The 23,031-nt window shown below is 43.8% G+C and carries 18 protein-coding genes, 4 tRNA genes and 1 pseudogene; 18 read left to right on the top strand and 5 right to left on the bottom strand.

Going from position 1 to position 23,031, the window contains the following annotated elements:
• Position 1: 1 nt before the first annotated feature.
• The 11 genes and pseudogenes from wzxE to PluTT01m_RS23840 form a co-directional block, all read left to right on the top strand.
• Positions 2-1,252, top strand: coding sequence for a lipid III flippase WzxE (wzxE, locus tag PluTT01m_RS23890; protein WP_011148724.1), 1,251 nt, complete (start codon positions 2-4; stop codon positions 1,250-1,252).
• Positions 1,249-2,334 carry a TDP-N-acetylfucosamine:lipid II N-acetylfucosaminyltransferase gene (locus tag PluTT01m_RS23885; protein WP_011148723.1) on the top strand — a complete coding sequence of 362 codons (1,086 nt, stop codon included), beginning with the start codon at positions 1,249-1,251 and terminating at the stop codon, positions 2,332-2,334. The genes wzxE and PluTT01m_RS23885 overlap by 4 nt, the downstream gene beginning before the upstream one ends.
• Positions 2,331-3,710 carry an ECA oligosaccharide polymerase gene (wzyE, locus tag PluTT01m_RS23880; RefSeq protein WP_011148722.1) on the top strand — a complete coding sequence of 460 codons (1,380 nt, stop codon included), beginning with the start codon at positions 2,331-2,333 and terminating at the stop codon, positions 3,708-3,710. The genes PluTT01m_RS23885 and wzyE overlap by 4 nt, the downstream gene beginning before the upstream one ends.
• Positions 3,701-4,438, top strand: coding sequence for a lipopolysaccharide N-acetylmannosaminouronosyltransferase (gene wecG, locus PluTT01m_RS23875; protein ID WP_011148721.1), 738 nt, complete (start codon positions 3,701-3,703; stop codon positions 4,436-4,438). Before wzyE ends, wecG begins: the two co-directional genes overlap by 10 nt.
• Before the next feature lie 258 nt (positions 4,439-4,696).
• Positions 4,697-6,073, top strand: coding sequence for a bifunctional threonine/serine APC transporter ThrP (gene thrP / locus PluTT01m_RS23870; protein WP_041380423.1), 1,377 nt, complete (start codon positions 4,697-4,699; stop codon positions 6,071-6,073).
• A 283-nt stretch (positions 6,074-6,356) separates the two neighbouring features.
• Positions 6,357-6,433: transfer RNA gene (locus PluTT01m_RS23865), tRNA-Arg, on the top strand.
• Between the two features lie 76 nt (positions 6,434-6,509).
• Positions 6,510-6,585 (top strand) — tRNA-His (locus PluTT01m_RS23860).
• A gap of 15 nt (positions 6,586-6,600) precedes the next feature.
• Positions 6,601-6,687 (top strand) — tRNA-Leu (locus tag PluTT01m_RS23855).
• A 42-nt stretch (positions 6,688-6,729) separates the two neighbouring features.
• Positions 6,730-6,806 (top strand) — tRNA-Pro (locus PluTT01m_RS23850).
• A gap of 987 nt (positions 6,807-7,793) precedes the next feature.
• Positions 7,794-9,410 carry an IS1634-like element ISPlu4 family transposase gene (locus tag PluTT01m_RS23845; RefSeq protein WP_011144714.1) on the top strand — a complete coding sequence of 539 codons (1,617 nt, stop codon included), beginning with the start codon at positions 7,794-7,796 and terminating at the stop codon, positions 9,408-9,410.
• A 37-nt stretch (positions 9,411-9,447) separates the two neighbouring features.
• Positions 9,448-9,651 (top strand): annotated as a pseudogene (locus tag PluTT01m_RS23840) (TM2 domain-containing protein); the annotation flags it as partial.
• A gap of 65 nt (positions 9,652-9,716) precedes the next feature.
• On the opposite strand, the gene hemY reads toward PluTT01m_RS23840, so the two are convergent.
• From hemY to hemC, 4 genes are read right to left on the bottom strand one after another with little or no spacing between them, the layout of a single operon-like run.
• Positions 9,717-10,955 (bottom strand): protoheme IX biogenesis protein HemY, encoded by a 1,239-nt coding sequence (gene hemY / locus PluTT01m_RS23835; RefSeq protein ID WP_011148718.1) that lies wholly within the window; start codon positions 10,953-10,955, stop codon positions 9,717-9,719.
• Positions 10,956-10,958: 3 nt separating this feature from the next.
• Entirely contained in the window at positions 10,959-12,083 is a 1,125-nt protein-coding gene (hemX, locus tag PluTT01m_RS23830; RefSeq protein ID WP_011148717.1) for a uroporphyrinogen-III C-methyltransferase, read from the bottom strand.
• Positions 12,084-12,103: 20 nt separating this feature from the next.
• Positions 12,104-12,844 (bottom strand): uroporphyrinogen-III synthase, encoded by a 741-nt coding sequence (gene hemD / locus PluTT01m_RS23825; protein ID WP_011148716.1) that lies wholly within the window; start codon positions 12,842-12,844, stop codon positions 12,104-12,106.
• Entirely contained in the window at positions 12,841-13,782 is a 942-nt protein-coding gene (gene hemC / locus PluTT01m_RS23820; protein ID WP_011148715.1) for a hydroxymethylbilane synthase, read from the bottom strand. Before hemC ends, hemD begins: the two co-directional genes overlap by 4 nt.
• Positions 13,783-14,380: 598 nt before the next feature.
• Here hemC and PluTT01m_RS23815 point away from each other — a divergent pair.
• Positions 14,381-16,951, top strand: a complete 2,571-nt coding sequence (locus PluTT01m_RS23815; protein ID WP_011148714.1) for a class I adenylate cyclase — start codon at positions 14,381-14,383, stop codon at positions 16,949-16,951.
• A gap of 28 nt (positions 16,952-16,979) precedes the next feature.
• Here the strand turns inward: PluTT01m_RS23815 and cyaY are convergent, their stop codons facing one another.
• On the bottom strand, positions 16,980-17,300 hold the full coding sequence (cyaY, locus tag PluTT01m_RS23810) for an iron donor protein CyaY (RefSeq protein WP_011148713.1): 321 nt from the start codon (positions 17,298-17,300) through the stop codon (positions 16,980-16,982).
• Positions 17,301-17,378: 78 nt separating this feature from the next.
• Between cyaY and lptM the strand changes: the two genes are divergently transcribed.
• The 6 genes from lptM (at position 17,379) to uvrD (ending at position 23,027) form a co-directional block, all read left to right on the top strand.
• Complete coding sequence (gene lptM, locus PluTT01m_RS23805; protein WP_011148712.1) at positions 17,379-17,564, top strand: LPS translocon maturation chaperone LptM; 186 nt, start codon at positions 17,379-17,381, stop codon at positions 17,562-17,564.
• Between the two features lie 48 nt (positions 17,565-17,612).
• Positions 17,613-18,437, top strand: coding sequence for a diaminopimelate epimerase (gene dapF, locus PluTT01m_RS23800; RefSeq protein WP_011148711.1), 825 nt, complete (start codon positions 17,613-17,615; stop codon positions 18,435-18,437).
• A 32-nt stretch (positions 18,438-18,469) separates the two neighbouring features.
• The gene (locus PluTT01m_RS23795) at positions 18,470-19,174 is read left to right on the top strand and encodes a DUF484 domain-containing protein (protein WP_011148710.1); all 705 of its coding nucleotides are present in this window, start codon (positions 18,470-18,472) and stop codon (positions 19,172-19,174) included.
• Entirely contained in the window at positions 19,171-20,082 is a 912-nt protein-coding gene (gene xerC, locus PluTT01m_RS23790) for a tyrosine recombinase XerC (protein ID WP_011148709.1), read from the top strand. Before PluTT01m_RS23795 ends, xerC begins: the two co-directional genes overlap by 4 nt.
• Complete coding sequence (gene yigB, locus PluTT01m_RS23785) at positions 20,082-20,798, top strand: 5-amino-6-(5-phospho-D-ribitylamino)uracil phosphatase YigB (RefSeq protein ID WP_011148708.1); 717 nt, start codon at positions 20,082-20,084, stop codon at positions 20,796-20,798. The genes xerC and yigB overlap by 1 nt, the downstream gene beginning before the upstream one ends.
• Positions 20,799-20,864: 66 nt before the next feature.
• Entirely contained in the window at positions 20,865-23,027 is a 2,163-nt protein-coding gene (gene uvrD / locus PluTT01m_RS23780; protein ID WP_011148707.1) for a DNA helicase II, read from the top strand.
• Positions 23,028-23,031 lie beyond the last annotated feature (4 nt).

Genomic DNA, 23,031 nt, shown 5'->3' with positions numbered 1-23,031 from the left:
TATGTCGTTGGCTAAAGCATCAATATGGACTGCGGGCTCTACACTGATAAAAATCGGTGTAGGGCTTTTAATCGTTAAATTACTGGCGGTTGCTTTTGGCCCCAGCGGGGTTGGGCAGGCGGGTAATTTCCGTCAGCTTATTACTGTGCTTGGGGTATTGGCTGGTGCCGGTATTTTTAATGGTGTGACGAAATATGTTGCTGAGTATCAGCAGCAGCCAGAAAGATTGCGTGCGGTATTGGGAACATCTTCTGCCATTATCCTTGGGTTTTCCACGCTGTTGGCGGTGATTTTTTTGCTGTTTAGCGGGTCTATCAGTACGGGATTATTCGGCCATCAAGATTATGAGTCAGTTGTGCAGGCACTCGCCTTTATTCAAATGGGGATTGCTTTTGCCAACTATTTTTTGGCTATTTTGAAAGGATACCGAGATGCACAGAGGAATGCGCTGGCGATTATTTTTGGTAGCGTGATTGGCGTGATGGCCTATTATCTCTGTTTTGTTCTTGGTGGGTATGAAGGCGCTTTGGCGGGTTTGGCTTTAGTGCCAGCATTAATCATATTTCCTGCGGGATTGATGGTTTGGCGTCTCAAAGCGGTATCAATTTCAAGCTTTAAGCCCATGTGGGATAAAGTACTGGCTGGCCAGCTTGGCAAGTTTACCCTTATGGCTTTGCTGACTTCTATTACCTTACCGGTTGCCTACATTATGATGCGAAATCTGCTGGCAGCGCATTATAGTTGGCGCGATGTGGGTATCTGGCAAGGTGTAAGCAGTATTTCCGATGCTTACCTGCAATTTATCACAGCATCTTTTACTGTTTATCTGTTGCCTACGCTTTCACGATTGCAGGGTAAGAATGAAATATCAAATGAGATAATTAAGGCGCTGAAATTTGTTTTGCCTGCGGTGGCTATTGCAAGTTTTACTGTATGGCTGCTGCGTGATTTTGCCATTTGGTTACTGTTTTCTGACAAATTTACTGCTATGCGTGATCTATTTGCCTGGCAGTTGGTGGGTGATGTCTTGAAGGTAGGCGCTTATGTTTTTGGTTATCTGGTGATTGCCAAGGCTGCGTTGCGTTTTTATGTGTTGACGGAAGTTAGCCAGTTTTTATTGCTTACTGGTTTTGCCCACTGGCTTATTCCTGTAAATGGAGCGTTAGGTGCAGCACAAGCCTATATGGCAACTTACATTATTTATTTCACCCTTTGTTGTGGTGCATTTCTTATTTATCGTAGGCGAGCATGACAACCCTTATTCACGTTTTGGGATCTGATATCCCACATCACAATCGAACAGTACTGCGCTTTTTTAATGACGTCTTAGTACAAGAAATTGGTTTTTTAGCCAAACCGAAGTTTATGGTGGTGACGAAGAATCGCGCTTTATTGGATGATTGCCCGGCATTAGATATGGCATTCTTCGACAGTAAAAAATCTCTGGCTCAGGCGGTTATTGCTCAAGCGTGTTCAGATAGAGATTGCCGGTTCTTTTTTCATGGTCAATTTAATGTGAGTTTGTGGTTGGCGCTGTTGTCAGGAAAAATCAAACGTCATCAGTTTTGGTGGCATGCTTGGGGAGCTGATCTGTATGAAGACTCCCAGCAGTTAAAATTCCGTCTATTCTATTTCTTGCGCCGTTTGGCGCAGCGTCGGGTAGGGCATGTGTTTGCGGTTCGTGGAGATCTCTATTTTTATTCTCAACATCATCCAAACGTACCAACATCATTGCTCTATTTTCCAACCAGAATGGAACCTGCTTTGACAATTGCAGAAAGAGTACCTGTTGAAGATGGCAAGATGACAATTTTGTTGGGGAATTCTGGTGATCGATCGAACCGCCATATTACGGCATTGAAAGTAATTCATAAGCAGTTTGGCGATAAGGTGCGAATCATTATCCCAATGGGTTATCCTGAAAACAATCAGGTTTATATTAATCAGGTAGAACAAGCTGCTTTATCATTGTTCCGGCCAGAAAATTTGAACATTATTAAGCAAAATATGGCGTTTGATGATTATCTGGCATTATTGCGCCGTTGTGATTTAGGGTATTTCATGTTTAATCGCCAGCAGGGGATTGGAACAATTTGTCTGTTGATACAATTTGGTGTGCCATTTGTACTTAGTCGTCAGAATCTTTTTTGGCGAGATTTAATAGAACAACAGGTGCCGGTATTTTTCGCCGGTAATCCTTTAGATAGCCAACTGATTGCAGAAGCACAACGGCAGATGCTCTCCTTGGATAGAAATGTGATAGCTTTTTTTAGCCCGAACTTTATTGATGGCTGGCGGCAGGCGTTGGCAAAAGCGGCGGGAGAGCAGCAATGACTTTAACGCAGTTTGGCGGATTATTTGTTGTTTATTTAATATCACTGGTTTTCATCCTGACGTTGACTTATCAGGAATTCCGGCGTGTACGCTTTAATTTTAATATATTCTTCTCATTGCTTTATTTGCTGACATTCTATTTTGGTTTTCCACTGACATGTTTGTTGGTTTTCCAATTTGATGTTGAAGTGGTACCTGTGGACGCCTTACTACACGCTCTACTGGCTTCGACCTGCTTTTATGGTATTTATTACGTCAGTTATAAAACACGGCTAAGAAAGCCATCTATGCAGCCTAAAGCACCGGTATTCACCATGAACCGGGTAGAAACTAACTTTACATGGTTACTACTGGCATCAGTTGCGGTGGTGACAGTGGGGCTGTTCTTTATGCAAAACGGTTTTCTACTGTTTAAATTACAGTCATACAGTCAAATTTTTTCCAGTCAGGTTTCCGGTGTTGCCCTGAAACGGTTCTTTTACTTCTTTATTCCTGCCATGTTGGTGGTTTATTTCTTGAAGCCGACCCAGTTACGCTGGCTGTTTTTTCTGATTAGTACGGTTGCTTTTGGGATACTGACTTATGTCGTTGTTGGCGGAACACGGGCTAATATTATCATTGCGTTCGCGTTGTTTCTGTTTATTGGCATTGTGCGTGGCTGGATAACCTTGTGGATGTTGGTAACGGCGGGCGCAATAGGGATTGTTGGCATGTTTTGGTTGGCACTCAAACGCTATAGTTTGGATGTCAGCGGCGCAGAGGCGTTTTATACTTTTCTCTACCTTACGAGGGATACTTTTTCCCCGTGGGAAAATTTTGCATTACTGCTGAATAACTACGACAAAATTGATTTTCAGGGGTTGGCACCTATTATCCGTGATTTCTATGTCTTTATTCCAAGTTGGCTTTGGCCAGGACGTCCTGATGCTGTGTTGAATTCTGCGAATTATTTTACTTGGGAAGTACTGGATAACCACTCTGGTCTGGCAATTTCTCCGACTCTGATAGGCTCTCTGGTTGTGATGGGAGGCGTGCTGTTTATTCCGGTTGGTGCGATTGTTGTTGGATTGATAATTAAGTGGTTTGACTGGATTTATGAATTAGGAAAACAGGAGACTAATCGTTATAAGGCCGCTATCTTGCAGGCATTTTGCTTTGGCGCGATCTTCAACATGATTGTGTTAGCTCGTGAAGGCGTGGATTCATTTGTTTCCCGAGTGGTATTTTTCTGTATTATTTTTGGCTTATGTCTGGTAATTGCTAAGTTGTTGTATTGGCTATTTGAGAGTGCAGGGCTTATTAGAATGTATCTGACTGGCAACCGAGTGGTATCACAAAAATGTCCGCTGCAATGTGAGGAAAGAAAATGGAGCTAAACAATATTCCTAAATACAGTATTCGTGGTCTGAATATTTGGGGCTTCCGCGATATGGCGCACTTTCTTGACCATATTTTTCAACGCGAACAGGTAAAGACGGGTACTATGGTGGCGATTAATGCGGAAAAAGTTCTGACGGCAGAGGAAGATACAGCTTTAAGTACACTGCTGAGTGACGCAGAATATCTGTATGCTGATGGTATCAGTATTGTACGTGCTATTCGCCGTAAATACCCTGACACTGAAGTTTCTCGTGTAGCGGGTGCTGATTTATGGGAAGCTATCATGGAGCGTGCCGGTAAAGAAGGCACACCTATTTTTCTGGTTGGAGGTAAACCAGAGATATTGAAACAGACTGAAAGCAAACTGCGGGCTCAGTGGAACGTCAATATTGTTGGCAGCCAGAACGGTTATTTCACGCCAGAAGAACGTAATGCTGTTTTTGAACGGATTCATGCCAGCGGTGCGGTGATTGTGACAGTTGCAATGGGATCGCCTAAACAGGAGATTTTTATGCGTGACTGTCGAAAAATTCATTCGAATGCGTTGTATATGGGCGTTGGCGGTACTTATGACGTATTTACCGGCCATGTGAAACGTGCGCCAAAAGCATGGCAGAATTTGGGGCTTGAATGGCTTTATCGCCTGTTATCACAACCAAGCCGTATTCGTCGCCAATTTAAGTTATTGAAATTTATTGGATATTATTACAGTGGTCGTCTGTAAACTCGCTTTTTGCCTGTCGTGTGAATTTTCGTCAGGCGATACTTTCGTCAGGCGATACAATGAATTTATTCCACAATATTTATCTAACAGTTTGATCCTGCCAGATTTTCACTATTTATAGTTAGTTATTGGATAATTTTTTATTCCACTCAGTGGAAAAACATGTTTTGATCCCTGACCTTTTTATGGCTGATCAACATCAGTCTTGTATGTTTTTATTATTGCACATTACAACATATAACAATGGACAGGGAATTTATGGCAGATCAACAACATAGCTTGCAACGGGGTTTAGAAGCCCGTCATATAGAGCTGATCGCACTAGGCGGCACAATTGGTGTCGGTCTGTTTATGGGCTCGGCCAGCACACTGAAATGGGCTGGTCCTTCCGTTTTGCTGGCTTACATTATTGCCGGAATTTTTGTTTTTTTCATTATGCGATCGATGGGAGAAATGCTGTTTCTTGAACCTGTCACGGGTTCTTTCGCCTCTTTTGGACATAAATATCTCAGCCCATACTGGGGATGCCTCACCGCTTGGGGCTATTGGTTTATGTGGGTGGCGGTAGGGATATCAGAAATAACGGCTATTGGTGTTTATGCTGAGTTCTGGTTCCCTGAACTTCCTCAGTGGGTATCAGCATTAATTGCGGTGGCGTTGGTCGCTTTGGCGAACCTTGCGGCGGTACGTCTTTATGGTGAGCTGGAATTTTGGTTTGCCATGATTAAGGTGACCACAATTATTGTCATGATCCTGATTGGCTTGGGATTGATATTTTTCGGTATTGGTAATCAATGGCAGCCTATTGGATTGGATAATCTGACTGTGCATGGTGGTTTCTTTGCGGGTGATTGGCAAGGGTTTCTGTTTGCGCTCTGTATTGTGGTTGCATCTTATCAGGGGGTGGAGCTGGTTGGTATCACTGCGGGGGAAGCGAAGAACCCTCAGGTGACATTGAAAAAAGCGATTAACAATATTCTCTGGCGTATCCTGATTTTCTACGTGGGTGCGATTTTCATTGTAGTGACATTATTTCCATGGACAGAAGTGGGTGCACAGGGCAGCCCGTTTGTCATGACATTTACCAAAGTGGGGATCACCTCAGCGGCAGCCGTGATTAACTTTGTGGTATTGACGGCCGCGCTTTCCGGCTGTAACAGCGGTATGTACAGTGGTGGGCGGATGCTTTATGCGCTGGCGCAAAACCGTCAGCTACCTTCATCATTGACTAAATTGTCAAAGAATGGGGTACCGGTAATTGGTATTGCTATCACTATCTTGTGTTTGATTGTGGGCTCTAGTTTGAATTATTTGATCCCAAATCCGCAGGCGGTTTTTGTTTATGTTTACAGTGCCAGTGTGCTACCAGGAATGGTACCGTGGTTTGTTATTCTGATGAGCCAATTGCGTTTTCGTCAGTATCATCAACAAGCACTGAAACAACATAGTTTTAAATCTATCCTGTTCCCCTATGTAAATTACCTGACATTGGCATTTTTATGTTGTGTGTTGGTAGGGATGGCAATTAACCCGGATACCCGTTTTTCATTGCTGGTAGGTGGGGGATTTTTGTTGATAGTGTCGCTGATTTATTGGTTGGTGAAGCTTTTTAACGGTAAAAAACCAAAAGCCTGATATACCTTATGGATTTCAAGATGCATCGCGGCGGCAAGGGAGTGAATCCCCGGGAGCATAGCAAACTATGTGACCGGGGTGAGCGAGTGCAGCCAACAAAGAAGCAACTTGAAAGATGACGGGTATAGATTGATTTACTGTCATGGTAGTAGATAAGTAGGAAAGTTAAGAGCTGGCTTTATCTACGAAATGAGCAAGGTGTAATCAAACGCATCATTTCTTTAAAAAAGCACTGGACAGTATATCATTAAATCCGTACTATCCCCACCCGAAACGGCGTTAAGCGCCCGTAGCTCAGCTGGATAGAGCGCTGCCCTCCGGAGGCAGAGGTCTCAGGTTCGAATCCTGTCGGGCGCGCCATTATTTGCGTGCAAGAGCTGCGGTGATGTATTACGCTGTTGGTAAGTTAAGTATTTAGCAGTAAATAGCTGTTATGGTGGCTATAGCTCAGTTGGTAGAGCCCTGGATTGTGATTCCAGTTGTCGTGGGTTCGAGTCCCATTAGCCACCCCATCTTTTTTGTGACACGCGAGGGTGGCGGAATTGGTAGACGCGCTAGCTTCAGGTGTTAGTGTCCTTACGGACGTGGGGGTTCAAGTCCCCCCTTTCGCACCATAAAAAAGAGAAAAGAATTAGAGATCGAAGAGTAGAAAATTTCGGCGAGTAGCGCAGCTTGGTAGCGCAACTGGTTTGGGACCAGTGGGTCGGAGGTTCGAATCCTCTCTCGCCGACCAAATTCCAAAAGAACCCTGCAATGCAGGGCTTTTTACGTTTTATCCCTTTTTATCTCCTTGGCTTTTTGTTCCCTTTCCTAATCCATATACCTTCAAGTTGTGCTCTGTTGATTCAAATTTAGTGGATTATTTTTTTAAAATAACTATTTGTTTTATATGATAATTTTTTATTTTTTGTATTTTGACGACAATCGATATACTAGCTGTCTCAAATAAGAGACTTATAACAAATTGAATTATAATGAGAATAATAAATACCTTATGTTTTGTCTCAAATAAGAGACAGTGCATGAGATGGATTTTGTGATGATTCGATTTGTTGTTGTAATAAATAGAGAAATAGCTGATGAAGCGAGGCAGCTTTCATTTGAATAAAAGTTGGCACACTAAATGCATTATTATAAACGTAGATGCTCATCCTATTTCTTATGATTGCATATGCTTCATAAACCCAGGGATGATGCAGAGCCGATTATCGGTGCCTATTGTCCATGTCACAGATGAGTAAGATATAACCCTCTTTTCATCGCCGACCGGACTCAACGTTGAGTGAGGCACTATCCGTCTGTAGACCTGATTGTATTTGTACACCTATCTTTATTTTTAAGGTAGGTGTTTTTTTATTTCTAAGAGATATATTTGGTAGGTTTATATACTGTTTAGGTATTACTGTCTAATATAAACAGAACTGAAAATATGATAGGTAGTTTTTTACTGTAAAATTAATTTAGTTATTTCATTTCTAAACTTATCTTAAGGGGAATATTGATGTCAAAAATGATGGGATGCCCTGGTTGTAGCCGAATGTTACATGAATCCGCACAATCGTGCCCACATTGTGGTGCGATGATAAGGCCGTCATTCCGCACCGTATTTCTGATTTAAAAATAATGTGATCTTACACAGGTTTTTTGTATTGATGACATCGGTGGGGTTGACGGTAATCGCCAATTTTGATCTATTACTTTTATTTGCCGGAAAGCGAATATGTCCACACCTATACCTGCCATTAAACGTCTCGATCATCTTGGCCTTATCGCCGCTTTTTGTCATGAAGCCGGTTTACCCCGCATGATTGATGCCATTATCCCAAAATATTCATCGCATACCGTCTCTCACGGCGACGCTTTTCTGGCGATGATCCTTAACGGGCTGGGGTTTCACAGCCGGACATTGCACATGTTTTCCGGCTTTTTTCAACATAAGCCGATTGCGCGTTTAATTGGCGCTGACATTGAAGCTGAACACCTTAATGATGATGTGCTCGGCCGAACACTGGATGCCTTATATGAAGCGGGGGTGTCGGAAGTTTATCAGGTGCTTGCTGAGCAAGTAGTTGATAAATTAGGGTTAAATCCCGATTCCGTTCATTTGGATATCACGAGTTTTCATGTCGATGGTGACTATGACAGCGCGTTGGGAGATGACACAAAACGCATTGCACTGGTGCCGGGTTATAGCCGGGATCACCGGCCTGAACTGAACCAGGTTGTCCTTGAACTGATTTGCGAAAATCAGGCAGGTATCCCTGTCTATATGCAGGCTATGAGCGGGAATACGAATGATGCCAAAGCCTTTGCCCAGACGATCAAAACCCATATTCAATGCCTGAAAGCAGCACAAAACAGCCGCTACTTTGTGGCCGATGCCGCCCTTTATACTGAAGCCGCGATCGCTTCGCTTCATCAGCAAAAACAACGATTTATTACGCGTGTTCCCCTGACGATCAAGGAAGCTAAACAGTCTCTCCTGAACGTGACAGCGGAGCAATTCAGCCCCATCAGTGAGGGCTATTCAGGCTGCTGGGTGACGTCATCATATGGCGGCGTTCCTCAGCGTTGGTTACTGGTGAACAGTACGGCGGCAGAAAAACGTGAAAACCAGACTTTCCGGAAAAACACACTCAGGGAAACAGAAAACGAGTCTAAACAGTTCGACAAACTGGGCAAAAAGCCCTTTGCCTGCCGGGAGGATGCCTTACAGGCACTGCATGATTTTGAGTCTCAATGCCAGTTTATCGGCATCGCCTCGCCGGAAATTCAGGCGATTACCGCGTATGCGGGGCGCGGGAAACCCGGCAAGCATCAACCCCCCAAATCGGTTCATTATCAATTAGCCGGTCAGGCTTATACCCGGTTAGACAAGGTGAAGCAGGCCAGATTGCGGGTCGGGAGGTTTATTTTAGCGACCAATGAACGGGATGAAGGACGGCTTGATATGGCGGCGTTACTGGCTAATTATAAGGCACAACAAAAGGTGGAGCGGGGTTTTCGCTTCCTGAAAAGTCCGGAATTCCTGACGTCTGCCATTTTCCTGAAAAAACCGGAGCGGATAGAAGCGCTGTTAATGGTGATGACATGTTGTCTCATGGTTTATGCGGCGCTGGAACATAAAATTCGCCATGAATTGAAACAAAATGTGCCGTTTTTCCCCGATATGAAGAACAAACCGACACAATCCCCCACCGCGCGTTGGGTATTTCTGGCCTTTGAAGGGATCAGCACCTTTGAATTTCAAGAACATAAAATGGTGACAGGAATGCAATCTTACCACCATGAGCTTTTGAGTTTATTAGGTGCACAATATAAAGCGGTTTATTCCTGAATTAGGTGCGGAATGAAGGATAAGGGCTTATTCTTCTGGTAGTAAAAGCCGCATTGTTGCTGCACTGTTGGCATTTTTTCTTGGTTCCTTTGGCGCTCATAAATTTTATCTGAGCAAAATCGGTATGGGGATTTTATATCTGTTATTTTGCTGGACATTTATCCCTGCACTTATCGCATTTATTGAATTTATTATTTATCTTTGCACTTCCGATGAAGATTTTGCCAAAAAATATGGTTAGAAAAATGCCCCGTGCGGGGCATTTTTAATCATCGGCATGAAGACTTGCTAATAATGGATGAGCGATCACGACATTACAGCACTATTACTATTAACGAGATCACTCTTCACGACATTACTTTCACGCTTTAAAGTGAGTACTAATCCCTCGCGACGAACTTGTGCGGCCTCTTCTGGTTTACGTAGTTTGTCCAATGCATCGGCTAACCAAGCATAATCATGTGCATCAGGACGTTGGGCTAATGCAGTTTTAAAGTCTTTTACTGCTTTTTCCCATTCTCCGTGGCGCAAAGCAACTTGTCCAAGTGTACTGTTTAACAGAGGGGTCGAACCATGTTGTTTTAACTGATGGTCCAATGCGTTTTGTATCGGCTTTGGATCTTCGCTTTTTAAGCGAGGGATCAATAAGAGTAAACGTTCGTCGTATTGACGTTTTAAACTTTCCAAGATGATCTTTTGTGCAGTTTCATGGTCATCACATTCAATTAAATGTTCAGATATTGCAACTTGTAAAGCCACATCATGGCGAATTTTTCGGCTTTGATCATGCCACCAACGTTTTAAGCCTTCGCTGCCTTGTTCTGCCATGTACTGATTCATCAGACCGATATAGGCTTGCTGGCGCAATTTGTGAATTTGTAACTCATCATGTAGATGGATTTTTTCCATTACCGGCAGTATATCAATCAGTGACTGGTAAGCTCCTGACTTCATATAGGCTTGTTCAGCCAGGCGTAAGACTTCTGGATGGCGTGAAGCTTGATTTAGTAGCTTATCTACACCATGACGGGCTGCATGAATTTCACCTTGAGTGAGTTGAATACGTACACGGGTAATATCCACAGGCAACTGATTATTGTCTGCGACTTCTGCTGCACGTTCCAGATACTGATTGGTACGAAATTCATCTCCGCGTTGTTGGGCTGCTTCAGCCGCCAGTAAGTAGTTGACTACAGGTTGTTCCGCATGATCAGCATTACGGGTCAGTAATTGCTCAACTTGTTTGAAATCGCCTTCTGCCAGTTTGAGCAACGCTGCTTTTGTTTGGGCATGGGCACGGCTGCGTTTGCGTCCAAGGAACCAGCCACGGGTACGTGAGCCTGTGCGTATAACTCTGCGGTAGCACCAACCAAAGAGGCAGAGTACCAGTTGTAAAAGAACAAATATAATGAACAGGCCGGTAACACTGGTTTCAATGTTGTAATTGTCAGTTTGAATCAGCACATATCCCTGATGGCCAGCAATTATCGGACCGAGCACAATACCAACAATGAGTACCACAAACAGTAATAGAACTTTCAGCATAACTTAACCCTCCTGATTAGTTTCAGAAGATTGGGAAAGTAAGCTGCGAACCCGGGTTTGCATCAGTTTTTCCAGTAAAGGCTGGCTTGAAAGGTGGTCTGGCGCAGTTATGGAAACAGGCTGCTGGCTTAATGAATCAATTTCTTCCAGGAATGCTTTGGTATTGGGATCATTGATATCAAAGTAAGCTCTAACCCAAGTTGAAACTGTTTCTAATGATTGTTTAAAAACTTCACCTTGATGACGGGGTATTGCTTGGGCGGCAATCAACAGACGGGCTCGGATATTTTCTCGTAGATAGATATCTTGATTTGGTGCCAGTAATGGCTCTGCTGCGGTATCCCGGCGACGGATGGTAATGAAATTATCCATGAAACTCTTCCAGCTTTTGCTCAGATTCTGGCGCCATTCAGATAATGTACCGGTTAATTCATCATTATCTTCGTCCATTGGCGAACCATCGGTTGTATTGTCAGCCAGACGCAGGTTATCTACTTGGTTAGAAAGCTGATTAACTCGCAGGATAATGCCGTCAAAATCAATCTGACTAATGGCAGATAATGTACTGATGTCTTGTGTAATTGCACGACGGATTTCAATCAGGCTTGGATCATTCATTTCAGAGAGACTGGCATCTGCATTTTTCAGCAGAGCAGCGGCGGTGACTATATCTTGATCATTCCATAATTTCCGGCCTGCCATTTTGACCAGAAAATCAGCTTGTGCTAGTAGCCAGCTTTTTACATCAGAACTGGATAACGCAGAGATTTTGGCCTGTAACTCTTGTAGACTATGACCCAGTTGCTCATTTTGTGCGGAAAAATGGCTTAAAGTCTGTGATTGTTCTTTAAACAGCGCTTCAATATGCTGTTTATCCTGTGATTGTTGTTGTTTCAATGATTCCAGTTGTTGGCGTAGCTCGTGGTTCTCTGTACTCAGTAAATGGCTTTGTTGCTGTCCGTAATAATAAAGACCGCCACCGATTGCCAGCATGATTGCAATAGCAATTATGTTTTTTAGCGTGCCAGAACGTTCTTGCTTTTGAGGCGCGGTTTCGAGCTGTTGCGAGTTTTCAACCGTAGTTTTTGTTTGTTCAACTGTCTCGGAGGACTGTTTTTGCTCCGTCATAGTGGGCATCCCATGTCAGTTTATTCTAGTGCCTGAATTAAGGCGTCGTTATCTGCACTTTTTGCAACTTTAACATCCTGCCAGCCCAAATTTCGGGCGGCATGTGCAAGACGTTCGCTTACCACAATCAGGCGGCAATGCAATAACCACCTGTTTCGATCACTTTCGGGTATTAAGTTATATAACAGTTGCAGTATTTCGCCACTGGTTACAACTAAAGTTTGTACTCCATACTTTTGCCAGTGGGCACTGAATTCTGCTGCCGGGTAGTCTACGGGCTGGCGGAAATAACATTCACAATAGTCAACTGTGGCACCTCTTTCTGTCAGCGTCCGGGCAATAAGTTCACGCCCGCCATTTCCTCTGAGCAGCAAAGCTTGTTTATTTTCAACCTGATGTAGCGATGGTAGTTTTAGCAAGATTTCGCTGGTCTCACCCTCTGATGACCAGATAACATTCATACCTGTTAGTTGATGAAAAGCCAGAGCGGTTGATCTGCCGATAGCATAATAAATCAGCTTGTCGGGCCATGACAGATTAATTTTATTTAACTGATTGTTTGCATAATAAACTGCATTTTTTGACAATAGAAATACCATATCACGGGTATTTAGAGGGTTAAGCTTCTCAGCTAGCTGTGGCAGCTCTGAACCTGGGTGAATATTGATTAAAGGTGCGCTGAAAGCTGTTTTTCCCGCAGCCTGTAACCTTCTGACTAGTTCCTCTCCGGCAGGAGCAGGGCGAGTCACCAGAATACTCATGTGGAGGGATTTCCTCGATAAACTTGGGTTAGAATTTCCCGTGCTCCCCGTTCCAACAACTCTTCTGCCAATTCAACCCCTGCCTGGCAGGCATCTTTTGGTAAAGCTGTTCTCTCACCGCGAATAATAACGCTACCATCAGGTGCGCCAACTAATGCCCGTAACCAGATTTTCCCGTCCTGCCAGATAGCATAGCTACCTATTGGTACTTGGCAGCCTCCTTCCAGTCGGGTATTCATCGCACGTTCGGCAAGAACACAAACTTCTGTATCATAGTGGTTTAATGGTGCTAACAGAGTTTGTGTTTGTTGGTCGTCTAGGCGGCATTCAATTCCTACCGCGCCTTGACCAACGGCAGGTAATGATTGTTCTGCCGTCAACGGCGTACGGATACGCTCATGCAGTTTTAACCTTTTCAATCCTGCGACGGCAAGGATGATTGCATCATAGTGACCATTATCCAACTTGTTCAGGCGGGTTCCAACATTGCCCCGAAGGTCACGGACAATCAGATCAGGACGTAATTCACGGAGTTGACACTGGCGGCGTAAACTTGATGTGCCAACGATGCTGCCTGTTGGCAATTCATCCAGAGAGTGATATTTCACAGAGACGAAAGCATCACGAGGATCATCACGTTCACAAATAGTGACCAGACCTAGCCCCTCAGGAAAAGAGATCGGGACGTCTTTCATTGAATGGACGGCGATATCGGCTCGGCCTTCAAGTAGAGCTAACTCTAACTCTTTGACAAACAGCCCTTTTCCTCCGATTTTTGCCAGAGGCGTGTCCAGAATGACATCGCCCTGGGTTACCATTGGAACCAGTTGAACTTCCAGATCTGGGTGACATTGTTGCAGTTTTTGCTGAACATACAGCGCTTGCCACATAGCTAAAGGGCTTTGGCGGGTTGCGATACGGATGGTTTTAGTTGACATAGCTGGTTGTATTTCTCAGGCTTTTCAGCCGTCAATAAATGAAAAAACATAACACTCGTTTTAACACTTCGGCTGTTTTTTTTCCAGTTAGGAGCTGAGAAGAAGAGATGCCGGTTATGTTAAAGCATAAAATAAATTTTAATTTTTTAAATTATTTTGATATTGATGAAAGTAAATTGATTTAATTATGAATTAACTTTTCCAGTAAATTATTTCTGTAATTAAAGAATCCCGAATGGAAAAAATCATTAATTAAAATATAGCCAACGGAGTCATTTCTGTAGGGTTGATGATAACAAGATATTACGCACATTAACTTGAAAAAATGGGCAGAGAAAATTTCTTTCATATAATGAGGGTATAAATGGTATGGGTTTTTTGATTATTTCTATATATAACAATGTATTATTTGATTTTTCGTACGATAAGACATCGAATTCAATTGCTTTACTGACTTTACGGTTTATCGACAAGGTGTTAAATTGATCACGTTTCCGGTAATAAATTGGTAAAAATCATTCTAAATAATTCCATAGAGCTATAACAGCCGGAAACGGGGGATTTATCTGGGCACTGGAACTCAATCGGGCGAGACGTCTTGTACCTTTATATCGAAACACTGAAGCAGAGACTGGATGCGATAAACCAACTCAGGTTAGAACGCGCCTCTACCGCCATGAGTGCGGAATTTAAACAGGTATACAGTTTACTGCCAGTATTATTGCACTATCATCATTCGATGATGCCAGGTTACATTAACGGTAATGTTCCCTATGGCGTATGTTTTTTCGTGCATGATGAAGCACAAAAATCTTATCTTAATGATTTAGAAAATAAATTAGATCACTTCATAGAACAGCCTGCCAATGGTGAACTTCCTATTACCGGTATTTACTCAATGGGCAGTACTTCATCAATCGGGCAGAGCGGTTGTTCTGATTTGGATATCTGGGTATGTCATCAGTCATGGCTTGATAATGATGAGCGCCTTTTGCTGCAACGTAAGTGTACGCTTATTGAGCAGTGGGCGGCAGCGCTTGGTATTGAAGTCAATTTTTTTCTTATTGATGAAAACCGCTTTCGCCACAATGCGAGTGGTAGCCTCGGTGGTGAGGATTGCGGCTCTACTCAGCATATTCTGTTACTTGATGAATTTTATCGTACCGCTGTACGTATGGCGGGTAAGCGTTTGTTATGGGAAATGGTGCCTGTAGAAGAAGAACGCCATTATGATGAATATGTTTTATCGCTTTATGCGCAAGGTGTTCTGACGCCAAATGAGTGGCTTGATCTCGGTGGATTGGGTGAGCTATCTGCTGAAGAGTACTTTGGTGCTAGCTTATGGCAACTCTACAAAAGTATCGATTCCCCTTATAAAGCCGTATTAAAAAGCTTGTTACTGGAAGCGTATTCTTGGGAATATCCCAATGGTAAGTTACTGGCAATGGAGATGAAACAGCGCCTACATGCAGGTGAAATAGTTTCCTTTGGCCTTGACGCATACAGCATGATGCTTGAGCGTGTTACCCGTTATCTGATTGAAATTAATGATACGACCCGTTTAGATCTAATACGTCGATGTTTTTATTTAAAAGTTTGTGAAAAACTCTCTCTAAATCAAGATGATAAAGGCTGCATTGGCTGGCGACGCCAGGTTTTGACCCAACTGATCTATGAGTGGAAGTGGGATCCAGAGCGGTTGAAAATTTTGGATAACCGCAACTTATGGAAAATTGAACAGGTTCGTGATGCGCATAATGAACTGCTCGATACCATGATGCAGAGCTATCGTAATCTTATCCGTTTTGCCCGCCGTAATAATCTGAGTGTCAGTGCCAGTCCACAGGATATTGGTGTGCTGACGCGTAAACTTTATGCTGCATTTGAAGCATTGCCAGGGAAAGTAACGCTGGTTAATCCGCAAATTTCGCCAGATCTATCAGAGAAAAATTTAACATTTATTTATGTTCCTCAAGGGCGTGCAAACCGTAGCGGTTGGTATCTCTACAATCAGGCTCCGGCTATTGGATCGATCATTGGTCATCAACCTCTGGAATATAATCGTTATCTCAATAAACTGGTGTCGTGGACCTACTTTAACGGCTTGTTAACAGAAAAATCGTGTATCCATATTCATCATGGCGAAACTCAATGTGATGAGCTGAAGCTGCATGAATTGATTAATGATATTTCTACTCATTTTCCTATCCGCCTGCCATCACCGACACCGAAAGCACTCTATAGCCCGTGTGAAATTCGTCATTTGGCAATAATTGTCAATCTGGAGAAAGATCCGACCGCTGAGTTCTCCAATCAGGTTGTACATTTTGATTTCCGTAAGCTTGATGTATTCAGTTTTGGTGAATCGCAACAGTGTTTGGTGGAAAGCATTGACTTACTTTATCGTAATTCATGGAATGAAGTGAGGACCTTACACTTTAGTGGTGGGCAATCTGTGCTGGAAGCGTTGAAGACCATACTGGGCAAAATGCATCAAGATGCTGCGCCGCCAGCGGCGGTTGAAGTGTTCTGTTACAGCGAACATTTACGAGGGCTTATTCGAACTCGGATCCAGCAACTGGTATCTGAATGTATTGAATTACGTTTATCCAGCAATCGTCAGGACCCAGGTCGTTTTAAAGCATTACGTATTGCCGGCCAGACTTGGGGGCTGTTCTTTGAACGTCTTAACGTATCTGTGCAGAAATTGGAAAATGCCGTGGAATTCTATGGGGCAATCTCTAATAACAAATTGCATGGGTTGCCGGTGAAAATTAATACCAAAGAGACACATTTACCCGCGGTGGTTGATGGCTTTGCCAGTGAGGGTATTATTCAATTTTTCTTCGAAAATACGCAAGATAATCAAAGTTTTAATATTTATATTCTGGATGAAACCAACCGGGTAGAAATTTATTCTCATTGCGAGGGAAGTAAGGAAGAATTGGTACGCGACGTCAGTCGGTTTTATTCTTCATCTCATGATCGGTTTACCTATGGATCAAGTTTTATCAACTTTAACTTGCCACAGTTTTATCAGATTGTGCAAATGAAAGGCCAGATTCAGGTGATTCCATTTAGTGGATCATCTTTTTCACATTTGTGTGTGGCTCATGATGGGGAAAATGAAGAGCAGCCAGAACTTTATCGTTCTGTGTCACATTACTGATTTACCCCGCGATGCGGGGTAGGTTCAATTATGGGAAACTGAACTGTTCGCCACTTTGTTCGGTGATGGCGTATGCTAGCATGGTTAAAAAATTGTCCCCGCTGCGGTCACAAATCCACTGACCTTCTTTGTAGTCAAAATGATAACCACCGCCTTTTGTTGCCAGCCAGATTTGATGGAAAGGTTCCTGGCGATTGATAATAATTTTGCTGTCATTATCAAAGCTCAGGGTCATGACACCGCCATTGGTTTCACAGTCGATATCAGCATTGCCATCATAATTATCTAACTGCCCTTCGATATAAAGTATCAGTTGGTCAGCTAACTGGTGAAATTCACTGTCGTTCATCTTCATTTCCTATTTGCTTTTCGAGGTCTAACTGCGATTATAGAGAATATTGACGTATGAATTACAGGCATTAATGCAATGAAGAAAAAATTACGTGGATTTCTGGCTATCATAACCTTATTTGTACTTTCCGGCTGTGGACTGAAAGGTCCTCTCTATTTTCCTCCAGAACAACCATCGACCGAGAAGGCAACAACTGCATCTCAGATTCCCGCGAATACTGAGCAGCAAGGGCAGCAAGTGGATAGTACCTCTCAGAAATAAGCGAGATAAGCCGATAGTTAGTCGCTACGGTTTACGGTGGAGCATGATATGCAGTTCTCCAAAATGCATGGTCTGGGTAATGACTTTATGGTCGTTGATGCTGTGACCCAAAATGTTTATTTCTCACCAGAGCTGATCTGTCGTTTGGCAGATAGGCATACCGGTGTGGGCTTTGATCAATTATTAATTGTTGAAGCACCTTATGATCCGGATATGGATTTTCACTATCGTATTTTTAATGCTGACGGCAGTGAAGTTGCACAATGTGGCAATGGAGCGCGTTGTTTTGCCCGTTTTGTCCGCCTTAAGGGATTAATTAATAAGCGTGATATTAAAGTCAGCACGCAATCGGGACGGATGGTGTTGAGTATCACCAATGATGATCAGGTTTGCGTTAATATGGGGGAGCCTGAATTTGAGCCGCATCATGTGCCATTTCGTGCGTTAAGGGCGGAAAAAACCTATATTTTACGGGTAGCAGAGAGAACTGTTCTTTGTGGTGTTGTCTCTATGGGGAATCCTCATTGTGTGATTCAAGTGCCAGATGTGGAAACGGCCGAAGTAGACATTTTGGGGCCAGCTTTGGAAAGCCACGAAAGATTTCCTGAACGGGCGAATATTGGTTTCATGCAAATTTTAAACCGTGGTCATATTCGCTTACGGGTTTATGAACGTGGTGTTGGGGAAACCCAAGCTTGTGGCAGTGGTGCTTGTGCAGCGGTAGCAGTAGGTATTCAGCAGCAATTGCTCGACAACCATGTTCGGGTAGATTTGCCGGGAGGTTCACTGTTTATCTGTTGGGATGGGCCGGGAAAACCGCTCTATATGACGGGACCGGCGATGCACGTTTATGATGGCACAATTCATCTGTAATCGATTCTGTTTTGAGCTGCGGGGCATCGGAGATGGAGAAAAAAGAAGAGCAGTTAAGCATCAATGACATACTTGATGATCAGACTGTTGTGGATTATTTATTGGAAAACCCCAATTTCTTTATCCGTAATGCATGTGTCGTTGAACAGATGCGGGTTCCTCACCCGGTGAGAGAAACGATTTCTTTGGTTGAATGGTATATGAGCCGCCAGAGAACGCGTATTGCTTATCTGGAAGAAGATATAACTCTGCTCATGGAACAGGCGAGAGTGAACGAACAACTGTTTGAGCAGTTGCTTAAATTACTTGTTAATTTGGTTGCGGCAGAGAGTTTGCAAGATATGCTTAGTCGGTTAAGTTTATGGGCTAAGAATATGGGACTAAATAGTGCCAGTATCCGTCTTTTCAGTGATAAATGGCATATTGGTGCACCACTTGATGCGCCTGATTTAGCGCTTTCTCGCAATGCTTTTGAACCAATCCGTATTCAGCGTTTTGGTAATAAAAACCACTATCTCGGTATGCTAAATGGGCCGGAAATTCTATTGTTGTTGCCGCAAGTTCGGCAGGTCGGTTCGGTTGCCGTCTCTCTATTGGGAACGAGGGGCGAACTGGGTATGGTGATATTTAACAGTCGGAATCATCAACATTATCAAGAAGGCATGGGAACTGACATGCTTGAGCATCTGGCTAAGTTATTGCCGGATATATTGTCTCGTTGGATTAAACGCATATGATGCAGGAAATTGACCAGTTACTGGAGCCGATTGAGGCATTTTTGCGCTACCTCAGGGTAGAGCGTCGATTAAGTCCCGTGACTATCACCCATTATCGTCGCCATCTTGCTACATTGGCTGAGATGGTTTTAGAAATGGGTGTCAGCCAATGGCAAGATCTTGATCCCGCGAAAGTGAGAATGTTGGTAACACGTAGTCGTCGGGCTGGTTTGCAATCAGCTAACTTGGCGTTGCGTTTATCTTCCTTGCGCAGTTTTCTTGATTGGCAGGTAATTCAAGGAGAAATTTCCGTTAATCCGAGTAAAACCGTCAGCACGCCGGGAACCAAGCGTCATTTGCCGAAAAATATCGATGTGGATGAAGTGAACCAACTGCTGAATATCAATTTTAATGATCCATTATCGGTGCGTGACCGGACGATGTTGGAAGTGATGTATGGTGCTGGATTACGTTTGTCGGAGTTGGTGGGTCTTGATTGCCAGCATCTGGATCTTGAAAGTGGGGAAGTATGGGTTTCAGGTAAAGGCAGTAAAGAGCGGAAGGTGCCTTTGGGACATACCGCGGTTGAATGGCTTAATCGTTGGTTGGCGATGCGGGAGCTATTCGAGCCGGAGGATAATGCTGTTTTTGTCTCAAAGCGTGGGCGGCGGATATCAACCCGTAATGTACAAAAACGATTTGCGCAGTGGGGAATACGCCAGGGAATGAGCAGTCATATTCATCCTCATAAATTGCGTCACTCTTTTGCCACTCATATTCTGGAATCCAGTGGTGATTTGCGCGCAGTTCAGGAATTACTGGGTCATGCCAGCCTATCCTCCACACAAATCTATACTCATTTAGATTTCCAGCATTTGACAAAAGTGTATGATGTCGCCCATCCCAGAGCCAAACGGGGGAAATCGTAATGCGTTTTTACCGGCCTCTTGCGCCAGTGTTAGCGATGACATTTGATCTGGATGATACGCTGTATGATAATCATCCAGTCATGGATAAGGCAGAAGAGGAAGTACTGAACTTTGTACGGCAGTATGATCCTAGGTTCAGCCACCTTAATCATCAGGATCTATGTGCTTTCCGTGAATTGACACTTGAGCAGCATCCTGAAATTTATCATGACATGACTTTATGGCGCTGGTACTCCTCAAAGTTGATGTTTTGCCATTACGGTTTTAGCCGTGAAGACGCTGATCGGGGGGCAGATGATGTCATGGCGCATTTCACACTTTGGCGTAATCGAATTGATATCCCTGAATCAACACATAAAACTCTGGCGGCACTTGCTGAACAAATGCCACTGGTAGCCATTACTAATGGCAATGCAGAACCAGCCGCCTGTGGTCTTGCCCCTTATTTTAAATTTGTGCTGCAAGCTGGCCCTGATGGACGCGCAAAACCTTGCAGCGATATGTACTGTTTGGCCGCGGATCGTCTGGGTTTAGCGCTTGGGCAAATCTTACATATTGGTGATGACTTGAATACTGATGTGGCAGGAGCGCTGGGTAGTGGTATGCAAGCTTGCTGGATGAATACTAAGAATAAAAAATTATTGCAGACGATGGAAAGCCGCCTACTGCCTCACATTGAGATTTACGATTTGGCTTCTTTGACAGCATTGATATAATCAAGAAATTATTCTGTATAAAAACACAGCAACCTCTGGGTGCTGTCTAATCAATTGATGGTAACTATGGACGTCTCCTATCTGCTCGAAAGTCTGAATGACAAACAACGGGAAGCTGTAGCTGCTCCGCGGACTAATATGTTGGTATTAGCTGGCGCGGGGAGTGGTAAAACCCGGGTTCTAGTACACCGAATTGCTTGGTTGCTATCGGTGGAGAAGGCTTCGCCATTTTCTGTTATGGCTGTGACCTTCACCAATAAAGCGGCTGCGGAGATGCGTCATCGGATTGAAAACTTGATCGGTACCAGTCAAGGTGGAATGTGGATTGGTACGTTTCACGGTTTGGCTCATCGTTTATTACGAGCCCATCATCTGGATGCTAATTTGCCACAGGATTTTCAGATTCTTGACAGTGAAGATCAAAATCGCCTGCTTAAACGCATTATCAAAGCGATGAATCTGGATGATAAACAATGGCCAGCTCGTCAAGGCATGTGGTACATCAATGGTAAAAAAGATGAAGGATTGCGGCCACAGCATATTGAAAGTTATGGCAATCCTGTTGAGGCGACATGGCAGAAAATTTATCAGGCTTACCAGGAGGCTTGTGATCGGGCCGGGCTAGTGGATTTTGCTGAGCTTTTACTGCGAGCTCATGAGTTGTGGCTGAATAAACCTCAGATCCTGCAACATTACCGTGGCCGCTTTACTAATATTCTAGTGGATGAGTTTCAGGACACTAACAGTATTCAATATGCTTGGATCCATCTGTTGGCAGGAGAAACAGGCAAAGTGATGATTGTTGGGGATGATGATCAATCTATTTATGGTTGGCGTGGGGCTCAAGTTGAGAATATTCAGCGTTTCCTGAAAGATTTTCCCGGTGCTGAAACTATCCGTTTGGAGCAGAATTACCGTTCCACCAGTAATATTCTGAAAGTTGCCAATACACTGATTGCCAATAACAGTGATCGTCTGGGTAAAAATTTGTGGACTGATGGGGTAGAGGGTGAGCCCATCTCCCTTTATTGTGCATTTAATGAACTGGATGAAGCCCGTTATGTGGTCAGCCGGATAAAAAACTGGCTTGAAAATGGTGGTGCCCTGAAAAACTGTGCCATACTTTACCGCAGCAACGCGCAGTCCCGTGTACTGGAAGAGGCGCTGTTACAGGCATCAATGCCATACCGTATTTATGGTGGTCAACGATTCTTTGAACGTCAGGAAATTAAAGATGCACTGGCTTACCTGCGTTTGATTGCCAATCGTCATGATGACGCGGCGTTTGAACGTGTGGTGAATACGCCTACCCGTGGTATTGGTGACAGAACGTTAGATATTGTGCGCCAGGCGGCGCGTGAACGGCAGCAAACGTTGTGGGATTGTTGTCAGATATTGCTGCAAGAGAAAGTGTTGGCTGGGCGTGCCGCTGCTTCCTTACAGCGTTTTATTGAACTAATTGACGCATTATCGACAGAAACTGAAGATATGCCATTGCATGTTCAGACTGACAGGATTATCCGTGATTCTGGCCTGCGAGCAATGTATCAGCAGGAAAAAGGTGAAAAAGCGCAGGCGCGTATTGAAAACCTTGAAGAACTTGTCACGGCGACTCGCCAGTTTAGTTATCAGGATGAGGATGAAAATTTCACGCCATTGCAGGCGTTTCTTTCCCATGCTGCGCTGGAATCGGGAGAAGGGCAGGCCGATGCCTATCAGGATTCGGTGCAACTGATGACATTACATTCGGCGAAGGGACTGGAATTCCCACAGGTATTTATTGTTGGTATGGAAGAAGGCATGTTCCCAAGTCAGATGTCGATTGAAGAAGGTGGACGTTTGGAAGAGGAGCGTCGCTTGGCTTATGTGGGTCTGACACGTGCAATGGAAAAGCTGACCATCACTTATGCCGAAAGTCGTCGTTTATATGGCAAAGAGGTTTATCATCGGCCATCTCGTTTTATTGGGGAACTGCCGTCAGAATGTATTGAAGAAGTTCGGTTACGTGCGACAGTATCTCGTCCGGTTAGTCATAGTCGGTTAGGTACACCAATTAGCGCCAATGATAGCGGTTATGCTCTTGGGCAACGTGTTCGTCATCCTAAATTTGGTGAAGGAACCATTGTCAATATGGAGGGAAGTGGTGAACATAGCCGATTGCAAATCGCGTTTCAAGGAGAAGGGATTAAGTGGCTGGTTGCTGCTTATGCCAGACTTGAAATGGTCTGAAAAT

The organism is Photorhabdus laumondii subsp. laumondii (assembly GCF_003343245.1).
Classification (GTDB): Bacteria; Pseudomonadota; Gammaproteobacteria; order Enterobacterales; family Enterobacteriaceae; genus Photorhabdus; species Photorhabdus laumondii.
The sequence above is the reverse complement of the archived record's forward strand: the minus strand, read 5'-3'. Positions and strand labels throughout refer to the sequence as shown.

Excerpts from the sequence above, each read along its gene's own strand:
- wzxE (WP_011148724.1), top strand. The coding sequence starts at position 2 with ATGTCGTTGGCTAAAGCATCAATATGGACTGCGGGCTCTACACTGATA.
- PluTT01m_RS23885 (WP_011148723.1), top strand. The coding sequence starts at position 1,249 with ATGACAACCCTTATTCACGTTTTGGGATCTGATATCCCACATCACAAT.
- wzyE (WP_011148722.1), top strand. The coding sequence starts at position 2,331 with ATGACTTTAACGCAGTTTGGCGGATTATTTGTTGTTTATTTAATATCA.
- wecG (WP_011148721.1), top strand. The coding sequence starts at position 3,701 with ATGGAGCTAAACAATATTCCTAAATACAGTATTCGTGGTCTGAATATT.
- thrP (WP_041380423.1), top strand. The coding sequence starts at position 4,697 with ATGGCAGATCAACAACATAGCTTGCAACGGGGTTTAGAAGCCCGTCAT.
- PluTT01m_RS23845 (WP_011144714.1), top strand. The coding sequence starts at position 7,794 with ATGTCCACACCTATACCTGCCATTAAACGTCTCGATCATCTTGGCCTT.
- hemY (WP_011148718.1), bottom strand. The coding sequence starts at position 10,955 with ATGCTGAAAGTTCTATTACTGTTTGTGGTACTCATTGTTGGTATTGTG.
- hemX (WP_011148717.1), bottom strand. The coding sequence starts at position 12,083 with ATGACGGAGCAAAAACAGTCCTCCGAGACAGTTGAACAAACAAAAACT.
- hemD (WP_011148716.1), bottom strand. The coding sequence starts at position 12,844 with ATGAGTATTCTGGTGACTCGCCCTGCTCCTGCCGGAGAGGAACTAGTC.
- hemC (WP_011148715.1), bottom strand. The coding sequence starts at position 13,782 with ATGTCAACTAAAACCATCCGTATCGCAACCCGCCAAAGCCCTTTAGCT.
- cyaY (WP_011148713.1), bottom strand. The coding sequence starts at position 17,300 with ATGAACGACAGTGAATTTCACCAGTTAGCTGACCAACTGATACTTTAT.
- lptM (WP_011148712.1), top strand. The coding sequence starts at position 17,379 with ATGAAGAAAAAATTACGTGGATTTCTGGCTATCATAACCTTATTTGTA.
- dapF (WP_011148711.1), top strand. The coding sequence starts at position 17,613 with ATGCAGTTCTCCAAAATGCATGGTCTGGGTAATGACTTTATGGTCGTT.
- PluTT01m_RS23795 (WP_011148710.1), top strand. The coding sequence starts at position 18,470 with ATGGAGAAAAAAGAAGAGCAGTTAAGCATCAATGACATACTTGATGAT.
- xerC (WP_011148709.1), top strand. The coding sequence starts at position 19,171 with ATGATGCAGGAAATTGACCAGTTACTGGAGCCGATTGAGGCATTTTTG.
- yigB (WP_011148708.1), top strand. The coding sequence starts at position 20,082 with ATGCGTTTTTACCGGCCTCTTGCGCCAGTGTTAGCGATGACATTTGAT.
- uvrD (WP_011148707.1), top strand. The coding sequence starts at position 20,865 with ATGGACGTCTCCTATCTGCTCGAAAGTCTGAATGACAAACAACGGGAA.